Below are 18,690 nucleotides of genomic sequence, written 5' to 3' on the forward strand. Positions count from 1 at the left end.
CCAGGCCCGGGCACCGCTGCTGCGATGGCGTTCCTGCGACCCTGTGCCCAGGGCATTCTGCGGTTGGTGGTCGGCTGGTGCCATGCCCCACCTGATCGTTACGAGCCCAGGCTTGAGCCCTTCACGAGCAGGTTGTCAACGGCACGCACCACCCCCCCCCTACCTGGCGTGCGGCCCGCAGCTTCGCCCTGGATGCAGGGCTATGCGCTCCGTTCCCTGGTCTGATCGTGGCTGGTGTTGCCGCAGGCCTGGCTCTCGTGGCATGGCCCACCCCAGTCCGGGCAATCCTTTATGTCGACGGTTTTCAAGGACCGTTTGCCCCGGCGAATTGGATGCAGCAGCCCAATGGTGGATCGATCAACACCGGAGGAGCGCCGAATTCAATCGGATTAACAAGCGCTAACAACAACAGCGGAGCGCGAAACACCAACTTCCTATTCACGTTCTCCACCACGGGGATCCTCTCCTTCAACTGGTCCTACATCACAAGTGATACAGATGGCCCCGTGTGGGATCCGTTTGGCTACTCGATCAATGGCGCTTTCACCCAGCTGACCAACAACGCTGGCCCGAACATCTGGCACGGTTTCCTTCACGGTGAACAGTGGTAATCAGTTTGGCTTCAGTCAGCGCTCAGTTGACTCCTTGTTTGGTTCCGCCACCACCACCATCTCGACCTTCAGGGCGCCTGTGTCGGGCCCCCTCTCCGCCTTGTCGCTGCTCCCACTGGCGGGTGTTGCCGCCTACCGCCGGCGCTTCCTTGGCCTGATCCAGCCCAAGTCCTGAACCAACGGCATCGCTTACGGCGGCCATGGCCCGCTGCGCCCTACCCGGCTCCATTCCTGCCCCGTCCAAGGTTTGAGGCTTCGGAGCTCAAGGGGCGCAGAGAGCGTTGGGATCGATGGCGAGATCCGCTCATCAGAGCTGCCTTGCGGCGATGCGGCCGGGAACCACCGGGAGACCCGCGTCGGGTCCCACCCCCAGCGGCGCCGCCGCCGACTGGCGAGGGGCACTGGCCGGCGGGAGGTGGCGCTCCCGGCCCGTGCCGAAGGCGGGCAGGTGCACTGGAAACTCTTGCGGACATCCGTGCGCAGCTTGAGGATCGTGGCGATGATCCCCACGGCCCCATCCCTTCCCCCCCGGCCGCGGGTGGGGCGCTCCGGATCGGTGAAGTAGCGCCCGCGTGGCGGCCTGAGCATCGCTGGCCTCGCCATCAGCACCGGCAGCCACAGGCGCCGGCGCCGCTTAATGCGCACCCCGGCCAGGACGAGCACCAGCGCCTGGTGGCTTTGCAGCCCGCCACTCCGGCGGCCGCAGCAGGGCCAGGGGATGCAGCCGGGGGGATGGGACGGCTGGGCCACCCCGCCGCTGCTGGGACCTGAGGGCCTGGCGCCAGGGGGCAGTCCCTTGGCTGGGACGGTCCCAGGGGAGCTCTCGATGGGCTGGCGCTGGTGGGTCGCCTGGCCCCGGAGCTGCGGCCGGCGGCACGGATGATTGCCTGGGGTGCGGCCCTGGCCTGGGGGCACGACTGGCGCTGGGGCGAAGGGGTTGATCCCCGGCGGACGGCCTCGAGCGCGGGGCGCCCTTGACTCAGCCTGGAATCGCGAGCGCCTCCGGCGGACCGCTGCCCTGGATGGCCCGTTCCGTGCCTCAGGCGAGCGGCCCCGGGTCCAGATGCGTCACCAGCACCCAAGCCCGCTGGGGTGACGCAGGAACCGCCGTGGCGCAGCAGCTGGTGGGGATCCGTTGAGGGTCGGCCTTGCCCCGGGTGTGGCCCTCCATGGCCCTCGAGGTGATCGACTGGGCCGGGGAAGGCGTTGGGGGCGCTCCCGTCGGCAGGGACGCACGACCTCCTCCAAACGGATCGCGGTGTCCCCTGGGACCTGGGTTGATGGGGTGGGGGCGGCCATGCTTGCGCCACCGGTTTGAGGTTCGCCAGCCGGAGATCGACATCCATGCCGATCCAGGCGGTGAGATCCACGAACACTGACACCACCTCCACTGAAGCGGCTGGGATGACGGTCAGGGCCCCGCTGACCCGCGTGCCTGCCCCCTCGGGCCTGAACGTGAAGCGCAGCTTGTCAGGGCCTTCGCAGGGATGGACGCCGCCGAGAGCGACGTCGATGCGGGGGGTTGGTTGGGGAGGGATGAGCCTGACCGGGCCTTCGCCCATCGCTTTGTTCCCCGTTCAGGCGTGGGTGGTTCCCACCCCGCTGGCGGGGCCCCCGAGGCGCGCAGCGCCTGGATCAGAGGGATGGTCGCCTCTGGGTGCCCAGTCGACACTGATCGAGCGCTCCAGCGGCAGCTGATCGGCCTTGGGCAGGACCAAGAGCAGAACAACGGCGATGGCAGCCAGGTGGAGGCTTGTGAAGAGGGTGAGCCTCGGGCTGGCCATGGCCTACGGGGGCTGGGTCCTCCATGGGGGTCGTTGCTCAGCTGAAGCCAACGCGAGCGGCTGTACAGACAACCCCAGACCTGCCTGTCCGCTCCGGGCCCCAACGCCGTTGCGGACCCAACGCCCCCCCAGTCCCCGTCCCGTCGCGGATGACACCAAACACACTGCTTCTGGTGCCCTGCTTCGCTTGCACCCCCCACCAGTGGCGTTAGGGTGCCGCCACATCCACGCCGCCGCCCGTGACCCTGTCCGCCACGCCCCCCACCACGGCTGAGTTGACCCGCCTGGCGGGCCTGGTGGACCCGGATTTCCCGGTCACCGCCCCGGCGGCGAACCCGGTGTTTTATCGCACCTACAGCCGCAAGACCCCCAGCGGCCGCGAGAGCTGGCACCAGGTGAGCGAGCGCAACCTCGAGGGCCTGCGCAAGCTCGGCGATCTCAACGCCGATGAGGTGGCGTTGCTGCGGCGCATGCAGCAGCGTCAGAAGGCCCTGCCCTCGGGCCGCTGGCTGTGGATCGGCGGCACCGAGTGGATCGAGCAGCCCCACAACTTCTCCGGCGCCTACAACTGCACCTCCACCAACCTGATCGACTGGGAAGCCTTTGCCCTGATGATGGATCTGGCGATGATGGGCTGCGGCACCGGCGCCATCATTGAGCCGCGGCTGATCGAGCGCCTGCCGGCGGTGCGCAACCAGCTGGTGATCACCGGCGTCACCGACATCGGCGCCACTCCGGCGCAGCTGCGCCAGGACGCCACCACCCACCGGATCGACGGCCAGCGCGTCGCCATCAAGGTGGGCGACACCCGCGGTGGCTGGGTGGAGAGCTACCGGCTGCTGCTGGAGCTCTGCAGCGACGAGCGCTTTGACGCCGGCGCGCCGATCGAGGTGAGTGTGGATCTCTCCGATGTGCGCCCGGTGGGGGAAACCCTCAAGGGCTTCGGCGGCATGGCCAACCCGGTGAAACTCAAAGACCTCTACGGCCGCGTCGCCAGCCTGCTCAACAAGGCGATCGGCCGCCAGCTCACCTCCGTGGAGTGCTGCCTGCTGATCGATGAAGCCGCCGTCACGATCGTGGCCGGCAACATCCGCCGCAGCGCCGGCATGCGCCAGTTCGCGGCCGATGACACCGCCGCCTCCAGCGCCAAGGACAACCTCTGGCAGCAGGACAGCGAGGGCAACTGGCGCATTGACCCGGAGCGCGATGCGTTGCGCATGGCCAACCACACCAGGGTGTTCCACACCCGCCCGGACCGCGAGACGGTGCTCCAGGCGGTGATCAAGCAGTTCCAGTCGGGGGAAGGGGCGATTCAGTTCGCCCCCGAGGCGATCGCCCGCTCCAACGCCGATCTGCTCTCCACCGCCGAGCTGCGCAGTGAATTCATCGACCTCTATGTGGACCAGGGGCGCGAGGAGGCCGGCCGCTGGTTGCAGCTCAACCATCCAGAGATCACCGATGCCGAGCTGGAGCACCGGCTCAACCGCTACGGCCTCAACCCCTGCGGCGAGATCCTCGGCGCCGACTTCCACTGCAACCTGGCTGAGATCCACCTCAACCAGATCGATCCTGCCGATCTGCAGGCCCAGGAGGATGCCTTCCGCGCCGCCGGTCTGGCGGTGGCCTGCCTGCTCAACCACCGCTTCGAGGTGGAGCGCTACCGCCAGAGCCGCGCCTGGGATCCGATCGTGGGGGTGAGCTTCACCGGCCTGTTCGACTTCTTCGTGCACGCCTTCGGTACCCCCTGGCTGAAGTGGTGGGAGGCGGGTCGTCCAGGTACCCCTGAGGGCGAATCGTTCAAGGCACGCGAGGCTGCCTTCCTCTCGCGCTGGAAGACCTTCGTGAACGAGGCGGTGTGGGACTACTGCGACCGCCACGGCCTGCGCCGTCCCAACCGCTGCACCACCGTGCAGCCCGCCGGCACCAAGAGCCTGCTCACCGGTGCCTCCCCCGGCTGGCACCCCCCCAAGGCCCAGCGCTTCATTCGCCGCATCACCTTCCGCAAGAACGATCCGGTGGCCCTGGCCTGCCTCGACTACGGCTATTCGATCGTGCCCTCGCAATCCGACAAAGATGAGAACGGCCGGCTGCTGGATGATCCCTTCGATCCCCGCTGCACCGAGTGGCTGGTGGAGATCCCCACTGAGGTGAGCTGGGCCAACATCCCCGGCGCCGATGCGGTGGAGATCAACAACTTCTCGGCCCTGGCCCAGTTCGACTTCTACATGCAGGTGCAGAAGCACTACACCGCCCACAACACCTCCGCCACCGTGGAGTTTCGCGAGAGCGAGATCGAGCCTTTGGCCGACGCCATCCACAGGGCGATCGATGACGGCGAGGGCTACATCTCCGCCGCCCTGCTGGCGCGCTTCGATGCCAACGCCACCTTCCCGCGCCTGCCGTTTGAGCCGATCGATCACAGCACTTACCTGCGCCTGCTGGAGGAGGTCAAGGACCGCCGCCAGGGCGACGACTTCTTCGAAGCCCTGCAGCGCTACGACGGCGCCGAGCTGATGGAGGCCGGTCCCGCCGGCTGTGACTCCGACAAGTGCCTGTTGCCCCTGGCCAAGCCCTGACGGGCCAGGGGGCTCGCCAGAAGGGGTTCCGTGGGACCATGGTGAAGGCCCCCCAGGGGCACCAGGGAGAGGTGGTCGAGTGGTTGATGGCTCTGGTCTTGAAAACCAGCGAAGCGAAAGCTTCCGTGGGTTCGAATCCCACCCTCTCCGTTTCCGCTTCCGCTCCAAACCCCAGGCCCAGCCTGGGTTTTTTATGGCATGGCTTCTGTTCGTTCCCCTGGGCTCTAGGCGCCTTCCGCCCTTTTGGGCATGATTTAAGTCCAAATCAGGCCATGGATCAGGTCTTGGGTCAGGCCATCTCAGCGGCTAAGGAACTTCTGAAAGCCCACCTCGCTCTGAGCAGCTTGAGCACCGAAGTCAGCCAGAATTCAGCCCAGGGCTTGGGTCCACGTCGGGCAGGCAAGGTGGTTTTTGGCAAACTCTTCCTACACTTCTTCAAGCACAGTCCTCTGTGGCTCACTCCTCAATCGAGATCAACCTGCGGATCTCCTCGCTGAGGAAGCCCACCAGGCTGGGGTTGCGGGCGCGGGGGAGGGTGATCACGTCGTAAAGCTCATCGACGAGGCCCTCAAAACGCACCCAGTGGACGGCATCACCGGAGCGCAGGTCAACGACCTGGATGCCGCAGCGGGCCTCCACGTCGCGCTGGGCCAGGGCGTCATCGAGGGGCAGGCCGGAGAAGGTTTTGTTGTGGCGGGGCTTGGAGGTGCCGAGCAGGGCGTAATCACCGTGGAAGGCCACGCCGCGCAGGTAGCCGGCGCAGAAGGTGAGCGGCTGAAAGCTCCCCGTTGAGAGATCGATATGGCCGAATTCGCCGGTGCCCGAATTGCAGAGCCACAGCCGCCCTTGATACCAGCGGGGTGAATGGGGCATCGAGAGGCCGGTGGCGATGGTCTCGTTGCTGGCCACATCGATCAGCACCCCGCCAGCCGAGCGGCGCTCGCGCCAGCCATCGGCCGCATCGGAGCTGCTCACGGCGGTGACATAGGCGGGCTGGCCGTCGCGCATGGCCAGGCCATTGAGATGGCAGCGGTCTTCTGCGGCGAGGCGGGAGATGAACGGTGGCTGCCAGAGGGGGCGGAAGCTATGGGTGTCGCTGGTGGTGGCGAGGCAGGAGAACAGCGTGTTCACAAACACCAGATGACCAGCCGCGTCCACGGCCATGTCGTGGATGTCGCAGTCGCCGGTGGTGATGCCGAGCTGGGGCACATAGAGACGGTCATAGCCGTCTTGGAGTTGACCGGGGCCGAGGATATTTTCAAAGCGCCAGATCTGGTAAAGGCTGCTGAGGAAGAAGCCGTTGCCATCGGCGCTGGGGCAGAGGCCCATGCAGCGGTTGAAGGTGCGCTCAAAGACCGATAGTTCGCCGTTGGCCTTGAGCCCGAGGCTGAACAGCTTGCCGATCTGGTAGGTGGAGAAGGCGATCGAGAGCTTTTGATCGGCGAGCCAGGAGAGGAACTGCCGGGAGGTGGTGATCTCAAAGGCCGGTTGGGCGGCGGTCATGGCTTGATGTGGGGAGGAGCTGGCAGCTGGGGATTGGTTTGAGTTTCAGGCCAGCAACAGGCGGCAGCGATCGCTGTTGCAGTGGCTCTGCCACATGCGTCGCAGCCCATTCTGAAAGCCAGCGGTGTAGCGCTCGGGATCAGAAAGGCCTGAGGCTGCCATCTGCTGGCGCAGCTCAGTGCGGCCCTGACGCAGGGTGGAGAGCTGCTCGGCTAGCTCGCGGGCGATGACGCGGTAGTGCTCATCGCTGGCGGCAAGCCACTCGGGTTTGCCCAGGGCGGTGAGAAAGCTGGCGCCCATGCGCGAAACAAAATTGCCGCCGGCAAGGGTGATCACGGGCACACCCATCCAGAGGGCCTGGAGGGTGGTGGTGCCTCCGTTGTAGGGGGTGGGATCAAGGGCGATGTCGATGGCGCCGTAGCGCTGCATCATCAGTTCAAGCCCCTCTGGCCCCTCGAAGCGCAGCCGATCGGAGCTGATGCCCTGCTCGGCAAACAGCCCTTGAAAGCGCTCGATCACGGAGGCTTCTGCGAGGGAGGGTGCCTTGAGCAACAGCAGGGCGCCTGGCAGATCACGCAGCACGGATGCCCAGAGGGCAATGGTGCGGGGCGAGAGCTTCATGATGTTGTTGAACGACCCAAAGACCAAAGGCGCATCGGCAGGACGTGGCGGCGGCAAGGGGTAGTCATCGACAGGGCACCAGCAGAAAACGCTGCCCGGCAGCTGGGCGATGCCTTCTGAAAACAGATGGGCGTGTTCGGCCGGCGAAACGACGGCATCGCCGATCAGCCAGTCGATGCGCGCGAGCCCAGTGGAGTGGGGGTAGCCAAGGAAGCTGGCCTGCACCGGCGCGGCGCGCAGGGCGAAGACACCGAGGCGATGGCTGGAGGTGTGGCCGGCCAGATCAATCAGCACATCGATCTGTTGATCAGCGATGCGCTGCTGCAGGGCCTGATCATCGAGCTGGCCGGCCTCGATCCAGTGGGCTGAGGCGTTACGGGCCCGCACGGTGTATTCGTCGTGCATGCTGCCGGTGTGGAACACCGTGACCGGGAACTGCTGCGGGTCGAGCCGCTCCAGCAGGGGAAGCATGAACAGGTTCACCGGGTGCTGGCGGTGGAAATCACCTGACACCAGGCCGATGCGCAGGGGCCGCTCGGGATCGCGCTCGTTCGGGAAGCTGGTGGTGGGGATCACGGCCGCCTCGATCGGTGCGCAGAGCTGGCGGTGCAGATCAGTGATCTGCTCGGGGCTGCGGTCGTCGACATAGAGCGACGCCATGGCGATCGAGGAGGCCAGCCGCGAGCCCGGATCATTCAGCTCGGCGTAGTGGGCCTCCACAGCGGCCAGGTGGGCACGGGCATCCCCCCGGCGGCCGGGCAGGGCGTTCAGCAGATAGCGGACGTCGCCGTTGGCTGGATCCAACTCCAGGATCCGGTTGCAGAGGGTCTCGGATTCGCTGAGGTTGTAGACCTCCCAGTGCAGGCGGGCGAGGGCCTCGAGGGTGGGGATCTCAGCGGGTGCGAGTTCTCGGGCGCGCTGCAGCACGGCGATCGCTTCTTGCCAATAGTTGTGCTGGTAGACGCGCTGGGCGAGCAGGCGCAAAAAGGCCGTGTTGCTGGAGCTCGACGCCCGCGTGAAGGCCAGCTCAGCGGCGGGACGGTTGCCGGCGCGTAGCAGGGCTTCTCCGAGGTAGAGCATCGAACCGTGGCGCATCGGCCGCAGATCAACAAGCTGGGCGAGAACGACGGTGGCGCCCTGGTGATCGCCTCCTTGCAGGCGCCAGAAGCCGAGCCAGTGGAGCGATTCACCGGCGATCGGTTCGAGCTGCCGGGCCTGGTTGATGGGGCTCTCTGCCTGGCCGTTGAGGGTCTCAGCGTCGCGTAGGCGTGCCAGATACAGCCAACTGAGCCAGTCGCCCTGGCCCTCATCCAGCCAGCTCTGCAGTTGGTGGGCCCACAGGTTGGCAGCGTTGCTGGAGGGGTGGAGCAGCAGGGCCTCGCTGGCGGCATCGCCCTGGGGCGTTGCATCCACAGGCACCAATGTCGTTGTGTTCGGGAGTTGAGCGGCGAGATCAGGTCGCAGCCGCCGCAGTTGCCGGGCGGCATAGGCCTGTTGGGGGAGCAGGTCAGCACTGGCGTAGTGCTGAGCCAGCTGAAGCCAGAGCGCGGCATCAGCAGGTGTCTTCTGCAGCTCTCGCCAGAGTGCCGAGATGGCCTGTGCCGCAGGGTTGCTCACCTCTGGATCAACGCCCAACGGCCATCAGGAGACCAACGCCCACTCAGAGATAGTCATAGGCCCGGCAATACACCAAAACGGCTGATGTCAGAGTCAATGATGAGCTGGTAGAGGCCATTGCTGCTGTTGAAGACGTTGTAGGCACCGCCGATTCCATTAATACTGCCTGCGTTCGTCCAGCTGCCGTCACCCATGGTGAGGCTGTCGCCGGTATTGCCGGTGATCAGCAGCTGATGGCGCTGCTCGGTGGCGTTGAGGCTGTAGGTGCCGTTCGAGAAGCCCAGGCCTGATGCCGTGCTGGTGTTGAGCCAGTTGAAGCCCGTGAGATCGCGGATGTCGGCAAGCCCCAGGGAGAGGGAATGATTGCCGCTGCCGGTGAGATCAAAGGCCTCGATCGAGCTGAGGCGCGAGGAGTTGTTGGTGTTGGAGGCCGATTGATTGGCGACGGCAGCGAGGTTGAAGGCGAGGCCCGAGCCATCGAAGGCGATGGTGTCGAAGCCAGTGCCGCCATCGACGCGGGCGAGCTGGCTGGTGTTGCCGCCTAAGCCGAAGGGATTGCTTAGGGCGGTGAGGTTGGAGGCATTCAGGATGAAGCGATCATTGCCGCTGCCGCCATAAAGCACATCAGCGCCGCCAGCGCCGGTAATGCTGTCGTTGCCGGCATTACCAACAAAGGTTTCAGCGTCGGTGGTGCCAAGCTTGGCGTCGTCGCCGGTGGTGCCCACCCAGTCGACGGCGGTCTGCGAGAAGACACCGGTGGTGGAGCCAAAGATCACATAGCTGCGGCCGGCGTTGGCGCCAGCGGCTGGATCACTGAAGTTGGCGCCAACGATGAGATCAGCGAGGCCATCGCCGTTGACATCGCCGGCACTGGCCACGCTCCTGCCGCTGTAGTCAGAAGCGCACTGGCCATTGATGACGAAGCCGCCAGTGCCTGCGGCGATGGCGGAGAGATCAATGGCTGAGGTGCCGGTTTTTCCAAAGACCACATAGCTGCGGCCGGCGTCGCTGCCAGCGGCTGGATCACTGCTGAAGGCGCCAACGATGAGATCAGCGAGGCCATCGCCGTTGACATCGCCGGCACTGGCCACACTGAAGCCGCTTTGGTCGTAAGCGCACTGGCCATTGATGACGAAGCCGCCGGACCCTGCGGCGATGGCGGAGAGATCAATGGCTGAGGTGCCGGTTTTTCCAAAGACCACATAGCTGAGACCGGCGTCGGTGCCAGCGGCCCGATCACTGAAGTTGGCGCCAACGATGAGATCAGCGAGGCCATCGCCGTTGACATCGCCGGCACTGGCCACGCTGCGGCCGCTGTAGTCGTAAGCGCACTGTCCATGGATGACGAAGCCGCCTGCGCCTGCGGCGATGGCGGAGAGATCAATGGCTGAGGTGCCGGTTTTTCCAAAGACCACATAGCTGCGGCCGGCGTCGCTGCCAGCGGCCGGATCGCCGCGGTAGGCGCCAACGATGAGATCAGCGAGGCCATCGCCGTTGACATCGCCGGCAGTGGCCACACTGATGCCACTGCGGTCGTCAGCGACTTGGCCATTGATGACAAAGCCGCCAGTGCCTGCGGCAATGGCGGAGAGATTGATGGCTGTGGTGCCGGTTTTGCCAAAGACCACATAGCTGCGGCCGGTGTTGTAGCTAGCTGCCGAACCGCGGTCGGTACCAACGATGAGATCAGCGAGGCCATCGCCGTTGACATCGCCGGCACTGGCCACACTGTCGCCGCTTAAGTCGCCACCACATTGCCCATTGATGACGAAGCCACCGCTGCCTGCGGCGATGGCGGAGAGATCAATCGCTGAGGTGCCGGTTTTTCCAAAGACCACATAGCTGCGGCCGGCGTAGTTGCCAGCGGCCGGATCGCTGAAGCTGGCGCCAACGATGAGATCAGCGAGGCCATCGCCGTTGACATCGCCGGCACTGGCCACACTGCTGCCGCTGAAGTCACTAGCGCCCTGGCCATTGATGACGAAGCCACCGCTGCCTGCGGCGATGGCGGAGAGATCAATGTGTAATGGTGAGGTATCAAGCGTGAACGTGCGGCTGGCGGAGGCCGGCCCGAGGTTTCCGGCGGCATCAGCGACGCGGGCGGTGATCGAATAGCTCGTGGCTGCTGTGGCCGGCAGCGTGGGTGTGTAGGACCAAGTGAGCAAGGTGTTGTTTACCGTGGCGCTGCCCAGCAGCGTGGAGCGATTGAAAATCCGCAGGGTTTCACCACTCACCAGCGCGGCAGAAAGGGTGCCAGTGATGGTGGGGGTAAGGTCATCGGTGCGGCCGCCGGGGGACACGCTGCCCACAAGGAGCCCGACGTTGTCGGCCACATCGGTGATCGCTGCGGTGGTGAGCGGCGCCGTGTTATCAAGCGTGAACGTGCGGCTGGCGGAGGCCGGCCCGAGGTTTCCGGCGGCATCAGCGACGCGGGCGGTGATCAAATAGCTCGTGGCTGCTGTGGCGGGCAGCGTGGGTGTGTAGGACCAAGTGAGCAAGGTGTTGTTCACCGTGGCGCTGCCCAGCAGCGTGGAGCGATTGAAAATCCGCAGGGATTCGCCACTCACCAGCGCGGTAGAGAGGGTGCCAATGATGGTGGGGGTGAGGTCATCGGTGCGGCCGCCGGGGGACACGCTGCCCACAAGGAGTCCGACGGTGTCGGCCACATCGGTGATCGCTGCGGTGGTGACGGGCGCCGTGGTATCGAGCGTGAACGTGCGGCTGGCGGAGGCCGGCCCGAGGTTTCCGGCGGCATCAGCGACGCGGGCGTTGATCGAATAGCTCGTGGCTGCTGTGGCGGGCAGCGTGGGTGTGTAGGACCAAGTGAGCAAGGTGTTGTTCACCGTGGCGCTGCCCAGCAGCGTGGAGCGATTGAAAATCCGCAGGGTTTCACCACTCACCAGCGCGGCAGACAGGGTGCCAGTGATGGTGGGTGTGAGGTCATCGGTGCGGCCGCCGGGGGCCACGCTGCCCACAAGGAGCCCGACGTTGTCGGCCACATCGGTGATCGCTGCGGTGGTGAGCGGCGCCGTGGTATCGAGCGTGAACGTGCGGCTGGCGGAGGCCGGCCCGAGATTACCGGCGGCATCAGCGACGCGGGCGGTGATCGAATAGCTCGTGCCTGCTGTGGCCGGCAATGTGGGTGTGTAGCTCCAAGTGAGCGCGGCGTTGTTCACCGTGGCGCTGCCCAGCAGCGTGGAGCGATTGAAAATCCGCAGGGTTTCACCACTCACCAGCGCGGCAGAGAGGCTGCCAGTGATGGTGGGGGTGAGGTCATCGGTGCGGCCGCCTGGGGCAACCGTGCCCTGCCGCAGACCGATGTTGTCAGTGACATCGGTGATCGCTGTTGTAGTTAACAGGGAGAATTCAACGGCAACTTGAGTGCCATTGATGGTGAGCAAACCGCTGTCATCCTCTCTCTGGATTTCAATCAGCTCTTCTGGAGTCAGTTGGCGGTTAAAAAGGATTTTTGAATAGCGATCTCCCTCGTCTCCAGGAGTGTCATTCGCATTGATCAGGCCATCGAGGTAATGCCCGTGTTCTTCCGTGAGAACTTCGTAAACCCGTTGTGGTTCCTTGGTTAGCAGCTCTGCATTGATATAGATCTTGCCAGTCGAGATCGCAAAGGCGCCCATGGCACCGTTCATGTCACTTGATGGCAAAACAACGATCTCAGGCAAGCTGCGGAAGTCGCCAGCAGCCCATTGCTTGATTAGGTCGTTGAGTTGATCGGAAACAACAACAAGGTTCAGGGCTTCTTGAGCGGCTTTTTGTAGGGAGCCATCCTGTGACCACTGCGCAAGCAATTGGAACTATCCGTCAAGGATGGATTCCCAGCTGCCGGGTGCGCTCGTTGTTGTTAAGGAGGATTCCGGCGTTGATGATGTGGATGGAAGGGTGTTGGTGGAGGTTGTCTGATGAACTGGATTCCGTGCCTGCTCAGCAGCTGCCAGGGGAAGCACAGCTCCTGTTATCGCAGGAGCTTGGCCGGGTGGCTGGGCCTCGCCTGCGCCAAAGAGCCTTTGCGGAAGATCTGGTGTGAACGGAGTGGGCCTGGTGGATTCCGAAAGAGGGGCGGACAGATCGCTTTGAGTCCCGCTCTGGGCGAGTGGTAGACCCGTGAGGGGATCCAGGCTGTGTCTTGGGATCTCAGGAGGCACCTCTGAGGTGTTGCTCGGCGTGGGGGTCTCGGAGATCTGCCGGCGCCCTTCCTGTTTGGTTGGTCCGTCAATGTTCTGCCATGGCCAATTCCAAGGCTGGGTCCTGGGAGTGGCAGAGGCAGTCATTGGAAGAGATTTCAAGGACTACAGCCTTTGCGAAGGCTGGGCGCAAGAGTAGTTTTCATATTAGCCTAGAATTGTTTTCCAACTCGTAGGCACCTCAAAAATCTGCACCACTCCTGGCAAGCTGTGAAATTTGCAATATGATTTAATCGGCTTGTCACCTCTTGATGGGACAGCGTAGCTTTCGGTAAGAGGGCATGCAGATGCAAGGCTTTAATAGAAGAAGCTCACTTATTCCAACCATGAGACAATCACTTGAGAATCTTTTAATCCGCTGCTGGAGCGGGGTTCAGTCATGAACGCAAAAGGGACGCTTGTAGGAAGCGGACTGATCCTCTGATCTTCTTCAAAAATGCTGGTGCTGCAGCAGCTGTTCAATCTCAGTGATAAAGTCCTGGAACTCCAGGTCAACGACAGACGCTCCTTTGTGGGGTTTGTTTGTCTAGGTATGATGAATTCTATTCCCGATGCCACAACCGTCGCATTCTTCCGGGTTGGCTCTGTGAGGCTGGTATCATCGATAACTAATTCGAACGGTTTGAGGAGTACCCCTGCGCTCAGGGGCTTGAGACACGCGGTGAGCAGATGGTTGAGCCACGCTCATGCCTGTGCCCTGGCCGCAAGGCTTTTGCGAAGCAGTAACATCGAAAATCAAGGCAAAACTACGCATCCATCAACAGCGGTAAGGTCCCAAACCGATGGGCTGAAAAGCTAGAGCGGGTATGGCAGGAAGACCCTGTCGCTCGCTGGGTCGCACCGAACGTCGGCATCCATTTTTTCTACAAGATCAGGTTCTTCATTGACGTCGAACATGGCTTCATTCGCAGTTTTTCGATTATCAAAACTAATGCACACAACGGCCAGATACTCAAGAGGTTCTTTGTATAACGAAAAGTGACGATTTTGCGTGGGCTGATTCCAGATTGGCTGCCGCGGGGTAAGCCTGTTCGCTCGAGCTGGCTGGTTTACGGAACCAGCGAAGCGAAAGCTTCCGTGGGTTCGAATCCCACCCTCTCCGTTCCCTTCTTTTGCCACGGGGTTGTTGAAGCGTGAGTCGCTTGTCCTGGCGTGCGCGGCTGACTCTGGCCCTCGCCGCTGTCGTTGTGCTCGGGATTGCCCTTGTGGTGATCAAGTCCAAACTCGACGGCCGGGAACAGGAGCGACAACGCAGCGCCTGCCGCGCCCTGGGGGAGGAGGTCCTCACCCACAAGCGACAGGTGTTCGATCCCAGCCTTGAGGAGATGCGCCAGATTCGCCTCAACGAAGCCCAGGCACGCACCCTCAAGGAAACCGACGCCAACGCCTTCATTCGCTACTCCGCTCGCGTGAACCAGTCCGTGGAGAAGGTGGCCCAGGCCGGGGAACGCCTGGGGGCGTACGCCAAGCAGATCAAGGCCGCCGGGTGCCTCAACCTGCCCTGACCACACCGCTCCTTTGAACAACCCACCGCAGGACCTGCCTGGGAGTGTGGGTTCTCAAGACTCCCCCAGGAGCTCCGTGGTGCCAGGGGCCCCTGGGGGTTCGGCCGACGCCGTCAACTCCCCCACCAGGGCCGCATCAATGGAGAAGCGTCCTGGCCCCGTGGCCAGCAGGGCGAGGCTGCCGCCCAGATACAGCACCACAAGTTCCAGCACGTAGATGTTCAGTCCGCCGGCGAGGATGTGGCTGGTGGCGGCCACGGCCATGGTCGAGGAGAGCGCCAAGGCTCCCAACGGTGTAAGGAAGCCGAGGATCAGACACCAGGATCCGAGGATCTCAGAGAACCCCGCCAGCTCAGCAAAGACCAGCGGGAAGGGCAGGTGCAGGGGCACCACGTAGTCGCGGGCGAAGGTGTGGGGATCGGCCAGCTTCTCCTGCCCGTGGTGAATCATCATCAGCCCGATCGCGAGCCGTAGGACGAGCAGGCCCAGGCTCGGCAACCAGCCTTTGTTCAGGTAGGCGAAAACGAGTGCCTGGGCCCTGGGGAGGGTGAGGCCGGGGGAGGGCGCACCCCAGTTGAGGTCGCTGGTGAGCAGCCATCGGCCGGTGATCAGAGCCGCCAGGAAAGCCAGAAAAAGTTCGATGAAAAGGGGGTTGCCCATGCCTGTGGAGGAACTCCTTTCACTCTTGCGCGCCCTGTTAAGAAGTGTGAGGTACGTCCCTCGGTTTCCTGCCGGCCCGGGGCGTCACTCAGCTTGGTCCTCCGCGGGCCGTTGGGGAAAGGATCTGTGGCGCCAAGGCCGGTCGCTCTGGCGCTTCGCGCCGTAGTTCCCTTTCCAGGGCGGTGATGCGCATTTCCTTCAGGCAATACTTGCAGCCACCGGTGGTCTGGAGGTGTTTTTCAGGGGTGATCGTGATCGCCTTGACGGGGTGCTTGCGGCAGCGGATGTTGATCGGAGACTTGTAGCTGCGGTAGAGGATGCCGTCGTAGTCATAGAGCTCCCCGAAGCGAATCTGCGCCCGAGCCAGGAAGACCTCATGGCTGATCGGATTGCCCATGGGTCGGCGCCGCCCCTACCGCTTTTGTGTGGATCCTAAGAAATGCCTGAGGGCCACGGGCCCCCGTGGCTTCTCCTAGCGGAAGCCGCCGCCGGCCTTCCCCAAGCTAGCGAGCGCCTGCCAGAGCGGGCAGAGCGGTGCTGCGGGGGCTGGCAGGGGGGTGAGAAGAGGCTACGAACGGCATCAATCCAGATCAACTTCTTAAGGATTGCTTTAGAAAAGGGCTTCCTCGGAGGTCTTCCGTGTTTCGTTCCTCCTCCCTCCTCACTGTGGTGGCCCTGGTGGGTCTGGCCTTGGTGAGTGTGGTGGTGTCGTTCATCCCCTGAGCTCACGACGCACCGTTCCATTCAGTGGCTTTGTCCATTGCCGGGTTGGACCCCCAGGGTTCGGCGGAACTCGGGCAGAGGCACCGCCCCTTGGCCATCGCTGCCCACCAACGTCGTCGCATTACGGTAGAAGCGCGGTGTGGCCATGAGCAACGACCAGGCGCGCTGACCTTCCACTAGCTGGTAGCGCTCGCCGTACTGCTCGATCAGCAGTTTCCGCACCAGTGGGTAGTGGCTGGAGTTGAGATCAGGGAAAAGGTGATGTTCCGTGTGGTGGGAGAAATTCAGGTGCAGCAGGTCGATGAACCACGGCATTTTGAGTGAGAGGCTATTGCTCAGCGGATCGTTCACCTCTGAGAGCGGGCACAGCATGTGGTTGGTGAAGATGTAGGCGATCGCGATTCCATAGCCGATCCAGATTGGTAAGAAGTAGCCCAGCAGCACTTTGATCGGATCCAGATCCAGCCACAGCACCACCCCCAGATGGAGGGCGGCGATCAAGGCCAGCTCCAGGGCGATGGCGCGACGTTCCGTTCGGCTGACCCGGAACCCCGCCGGCCCCTGGCTGCTGCCGTCATTGCGAACCAGGACGGAGAGCAGCAAGCGCAGGTTGTGCACGCCCCAGGAACTCGAAAGCCCCACCAGCAGCCACGGCTTGCGCACCTGAGTGGAGGGCACGAACAGATGCTGGATGGCCTTGCCCCAGCCCCGGGGCTGTTGCTCCAGGTAGCCCCGGTCCGGGTCGGCAAGGGCGTTGGTGTGACCGTGGTGCTCCCGGTTATGGACCGCCTGCCAGAGCGTGGGAGGCATCCAGAGCACGGCCAGTCCCGCCAACCCCACCAGCCTGCGCCAGCTGCGTCCTTTGAGGCTGCGGCCATGGAGCAGGTCGTGGGTGGCAAACAGCAGCACGACCACGGCGTTACCCATGATCATGGCGAAGGGAAGAAAGGCTGGCCAGGCGAAGGCCGGCCATTGATTGAGGCCATCAGCCATCTGCCATCCGAGGGCGAGGATCGCCAAATTGATGGCCACCAGGCCCAGACGATCGGGGCTGGTGCGGAAGGCGCCGGCGGGGAGTTGCGATCGCAGGGCCCGGGCCACGGCTGCCTGGTCAGAGAGGCGCTCAGGCGAAGGCGTTGAGCTCGGAGGCCCCATGGGGGAGGGGCCCTGGAGGGCCGGGGACGAAGTGGTGATCAGGGTGCTGCCGTGCCAATCCACTGCAGCACGGCAGCCCGATTCCCAGGGGCGGCCGGGGGACGCCGCGCCAACTGCTTCAAAATGCTTTACAATCCGACCAGATCCTTCACAAACACCCCCATGACCTCCTCCACCGAATCCCGCTTCGGCTTTGTGGCCTTCGCTGAAACCTGGAACGGCCGTCTGGCCATGCTCGGTTTCGTGATCGGCCTGGGCACCGAGCTGCTCACAGGCCAGGGCATCCTGTCCCAGATCGGCCTCGGCTGATCCCTCGTCATAAGCCATTGGTCCCTGGCCTGGCCAGGGACCAATGGCTTGATCCATCAAGACCCGGCCGGTTTACCCAGCCGGGTTTTTTGATGGAACCGCCTCAGGCCCCAAGGCGGTGGCTGCTTCAGCCTTGGTTGCCTCAGCTGTGTCTGGCCATGTGCTGGATCAGGTCCAGGCACTTGCTGGAGTAGCCCCACTCGTTGTCGTACCAGGACACCACCTTCACGAAGGTGTCGGTGAGGGCGATGCCGGCCTTGGCATCGAACACCGAGGTGCGCGGATCACCGAGGAAATCGGTGGAGACCACTTCGTCCTCGGTGTAGCCCAGCACTCCTTTCATCGGGCCCTCGGAAGCGGCCTTCATCGCCGCCTTGATCTGCTCGTAGCTGGCGGGTCGCTCCAGGTTCACGGTCAGATCCACCACCGAGACGGTGGGGGTGGGCACGCGGAAGGCCATCCCGGTGAGCTTGCCGTTGAGCTCGGGGATCACCTTGCCCACCGCCTTGGCCGCTCCGGTGGAGGAGGGAATGATGTTCTGGGCGGCGCCGCGGCCGCCGCGCCAGTCCTTCACCGAAGGACTATCGACGGTCTTCTGGGTGGCGGTGGTGGCATGCACGGTGGTCATCAGGCCGTCGCGGATGCCGAAGCTGTCGTTGAGCACCTTGGCGATCGGCGCCAGGCAGTTGGTGGTGCAGGAGGCGTTGGAAACGATGTCCTGGCCGGCGTAGCTGCTGTGGTTGACCCCAACCACGAACATCGGGGTGTCGTCCTTGGAGGGAGCGGAGATCACCACGCGACGGGCGCCGGCTTCGATGTGGGCCCGGGCCTTGTCGTCGGTGAGGAAAAGCCCGGTGGATTCGAGCACGTACTCGGCGCCGATCGCCCCCCAGTTGAGCTGGCGGGGGTCGCGCTCGGAGCTCAGGCGGATCGTGCGGCCGTTCACCACCAGGTGGCCGTTCTCAACGCTCACCTCACCCTGGAAGCGCCCATGGGTGGAGTCGTGGAGCAGCAGGTAGGCGATGTAATCGGGTTCGATCAGATCGTTGATGCCCACCACCTCTAGGCCCTCCAGCTGGCTGGCGCAGCGGAACACCAGGCGGCCGATGCGCCCAAATCCGTTGATGCCGATCTTGATGGTCAAGGCCGCCGCTCCCGTTCATGCAGGCATCGGGCGAACTTAGGACGGAGGCCCTGGGACGCGTTCAATGGCCTGGGGCTGGGTGGCACTTTCGTTGGACGCTCCCAGGGGTAGCTTCAATCTCCATTTGATTCAGTCCAGTGGCCATGCGCAACCTGCTCAGCGTCTCCCTGGCGTTGCTGGTGATGGTCCAGGCCGGTGCCGCCTTCTCCTGTGAGAAGCACCTGCATGGTCACCAGAACAACTCAGACACCAACAGCGAAGCCAGCCAGCGCTGAAGCGCGGG

15 protein-coding genes and 2 tRNA genes are annotated in these 18,690 nt (G+C 63.9%); 8 read left to right on the top strand and 9 right to left on the bottom strand.

What is annotated here, in order from left to right; translation table 11 throughout:
* Positions 1 to 227 precede the first annotated feature (227 nt).
* The gene (locus KBY88_RS02665) at positions 228 to 611 is read left to right on the top strand and encodes a hypothetical protein (protein WP_254938326.1); all 384 of its coding nucleotides are present in this window, start codon (positions 228 to 230) and stop codon (positions 609 to 611) included.
* Positions 612 to 918: 307 nt separating this feature from the next.
* On the opposite strand, the gene KBY88_RS02670 is transcribed toward KBY88_RS02665, so the two are convergent.
* A complete protein-coding gene (locus KBY88_RS02670; protein ID WP_254938327.1) occupies positions 919 to 1,065 on the bottom strand; it encodes a hypothetical protein in 147 nt (48 codons plus the stop codon).
* A gap of 1,123 nt (positions 1,066 to 2,188) precedes the next feature.
* Positions 2,189 to 2,395 carry a hypothetical protein gene (locus KBY88_RS02675; RefSeq protein WP_254938328.1) on the bottom strand — a complete coding sequence of 69 codons (207 nt, stop codon included), beginning with the start codon at positions 2,393 to 2,395 and terminating at the stop codon, positions 2,189 to 2,191.
* Positions 2,396 to 2,640: 245 nt separating this feature from the next.
* On the opposite strand from KBY88_RS02675, the gene nrdJ reads away from it, so the two are divergent.
* Together nrdJ and KBY88_RS02685 are read left to right on the top strand one after the other, a co-directional pair.
* Entirely contained in the window at positions 2,641 to 4,971 is a 2,331-nt protein-coding gene (gene nrdJ / locus KBY88_RS02680) for a ribonucleoside-triphosphate reductase, adenosylcobalamin-dependent (protein ID WP_254938512.1), read from the top strand.
* A gap of 65 nt (positions 4,972 to 5,036) precedes the next feature.
* Positions 5,037 to 5,121 (top strand) — tRNA-Ser (locus KBY88_RS02685).
* Between the two features lie 306 nt (positions 5,122 to 5,427).
* Here KBY88_RS02685 and KBY88_RS02690 read toward each other — a convergent pair.
* The 3 genes from KBY88_RS02690 to KBY88_RS02700 are packed head-to-tail and all read right to left on the bottom strand — an operon-like array spanning position 5,428 to position 12,347.
* Positions 5,428 to 6,474 (bottom strand): TIGR03032 family protein, encoded by a 1,047-nt coding sequence (locus tag KBY88_RS02690; protein ID WP_254938329.1) that lies wholly within the window; start codon positions 6,472 to 6,474, stop codon positions 5,428 to 5,430.
* 45 nt (positions 6,475 to 6,519) lie between these two features.
* Positions 6,520 to 8,712: an O-linked N-acetylglucosamine transferase, SPINDLY family protein gene (locus KBY88_RS16095; protein ID WP_254938330.1), complete on the bottom strand. Its 2,193-nt coding sequence runs from the start codon at positions 8,710 to 8,712 to the stop codon at positions 6,520 to 6,522.
* A 53-nt stretch (positions 8,713 to 8,765) separates the two neighbouring features.
* The gene (locus KBY88_RS02700) at positions 8,766 to 12,347 is read right to left on the bottom strand and encodes a beta strand repeat-containing protein (RefSeq protein ID WP_254938331.1); all 3,582 of its coding nucleotides are present in this window, start codon (positions 12,345 to 12,347) and stop codon (positions 8,766 to 8,768) included.
* 1,000 nt (positions 12,348 to 13,347) lie between these two features.
* Between KBY88_RS02700 and KBY88_RS16205 the strand changes: the two genes are divergently transcribed.
* The 3 genes from KBY88_RS16205 to KBY88_RS02710 all read left to right on the top strand — a co-directional run bounded on the left by KBY88_RS16205 (position 13,348) and on the right by KBY88_RS02710 (position 14,416).
* Positions 13,348 to 13,710, top strand: a complete 363-nt coding sequence (locus tag KBY88_RS16205; RefSeq protein WP_396102381.1) for a transposase — start codon at positions 13,348 to 13,350, stop codon at positions 13,708 to 13,710.
* A 219-nt stretch (positions 13,711 to 13,929) separates the two neighbouring features.
* Positions 13,930 to 14,013 (top strand) — tRNA-Val (locus tag KBY88_RS02705).
* Between the two features lie 31 nt (positions 14,014 to 14,044).
* Positions 14,045 to 14,416 carry a hypothetical protein gene (locus KBY88_RS02710; RefSeq protein WP_254938332.1) on the top strand — a complete coding sequence of 124 codons (372 nt, stop codon included), beginning with the start codon at positions 14,045 to 14,047 and terminating at the stop codon, positions 14,414 to 14,416.
* 54 nt (positions 14,417 to 14,470) lie between these two features.
* On the opposite strand, the gene KBY88_RS02715 is transcribed toward KBY88_RS02710, so the two are convergent.
* From KBY88_RS02715 to KBY88_RS02725, 3 genes are all read right to left on the bottom strand, one after another.
* A complete protein-coding gene (locus tag KBY88_RS02715) occupies positions 14,471 to 15,076 on the bottom strand; it encodes a DoxX family protein (RefSeq protein WP_254938333.1) in 606 nt (201 codons plus the stop codon).
* Between the two features lie 88 nt (positions 15,077 to 15,164).
* Positions 15,165 to 15,473 carry a DUF723 domain-containing protein gene (locus tag KBY88_RS02720; protein ID WP_254938334.1) on the bottom strand — a complete coding sequence of 103 codons (309 nt, stop codon included), beginning with the start codon at positions 15,471 to 15,473 and terminating at the stop codon, positions 15,165 to 15,167.
* 347 nt (positions 15,474 to 15,820) lie between these two features.
* Positions 15,821 to 16,900, bottom strand: coding sequence for a fatty acid desaturase family protein (locus KBY88_RS02725; RefSeq protein ID WP_254938335.1), 1,080 nt, complete (start codon positions 16,898 to 16,900; stop codon positions 15,821 to 15,823).
* A gap of 216 nt (positions 16,901 to 17,116) precedes the next feature.
* Between KBY88_RS02725 and KBY88_RS02730 the strand changes: the two genes are divergently transcribed.
* Positions 17,117 to 17,263, top strand: a complete 147-nt coding sequence (locus tag KBY88_RS02730) for a CAB/ELIP/HLIP family chlorophyll-binding protein (RefSeq protein ID WP_254938336.1) — start codon at positions 17,117 to 17,119, stop codon at positions 17,261 to 17,263.
* Between the two features lie 142 nt (positions 17,264 to 17,405).
* Here KBY88_RS02730 and gap read toward each other — a convergent pair whose 3' ends face one another.
* Positions 17,406 to 18,407 (bottom strand): type I glyceraldehyde-3-phosphate dehydrogenase, encoded by a 1,002-nt coding sequence (gap, locus tag KBY88_RS02735; RefSeq protein ID WP_254938337.1) that lies wholly within the window; start codon positions 18,405 to 18,407, stop codon positions 17,406 to 17,408.
* Between the two features lie 143 nt (positions 18,408 to 18,550).
* On the opposite strand from gap, the gene KBY88_RS02740 reads away from it, so the two are divergent.
* Positions 18,551 to 18,682, top strand: coding sequence for a hypothetical protein (locus tag KBY88_RS02740; protein WP_254938338.1), 132 nt, complete (start codon positions 18,551 to 18,553; stop codon positions 18,680 to 18,682).
* The last annotated feature ends 8 nt before the right edge of the window (positions 18,683 to 18,690 follow it).

The sequence above is a fragment of the Cyanobium sp. Morenito 9A2 genome (assembly GCF_024345575.1).
Classification (GTDB): domain Bacteria; phylum Cyanobacteriota; class Cyanobacteriia; order PCC-6307; family Cyanobiaceae; genus ATX-6F1.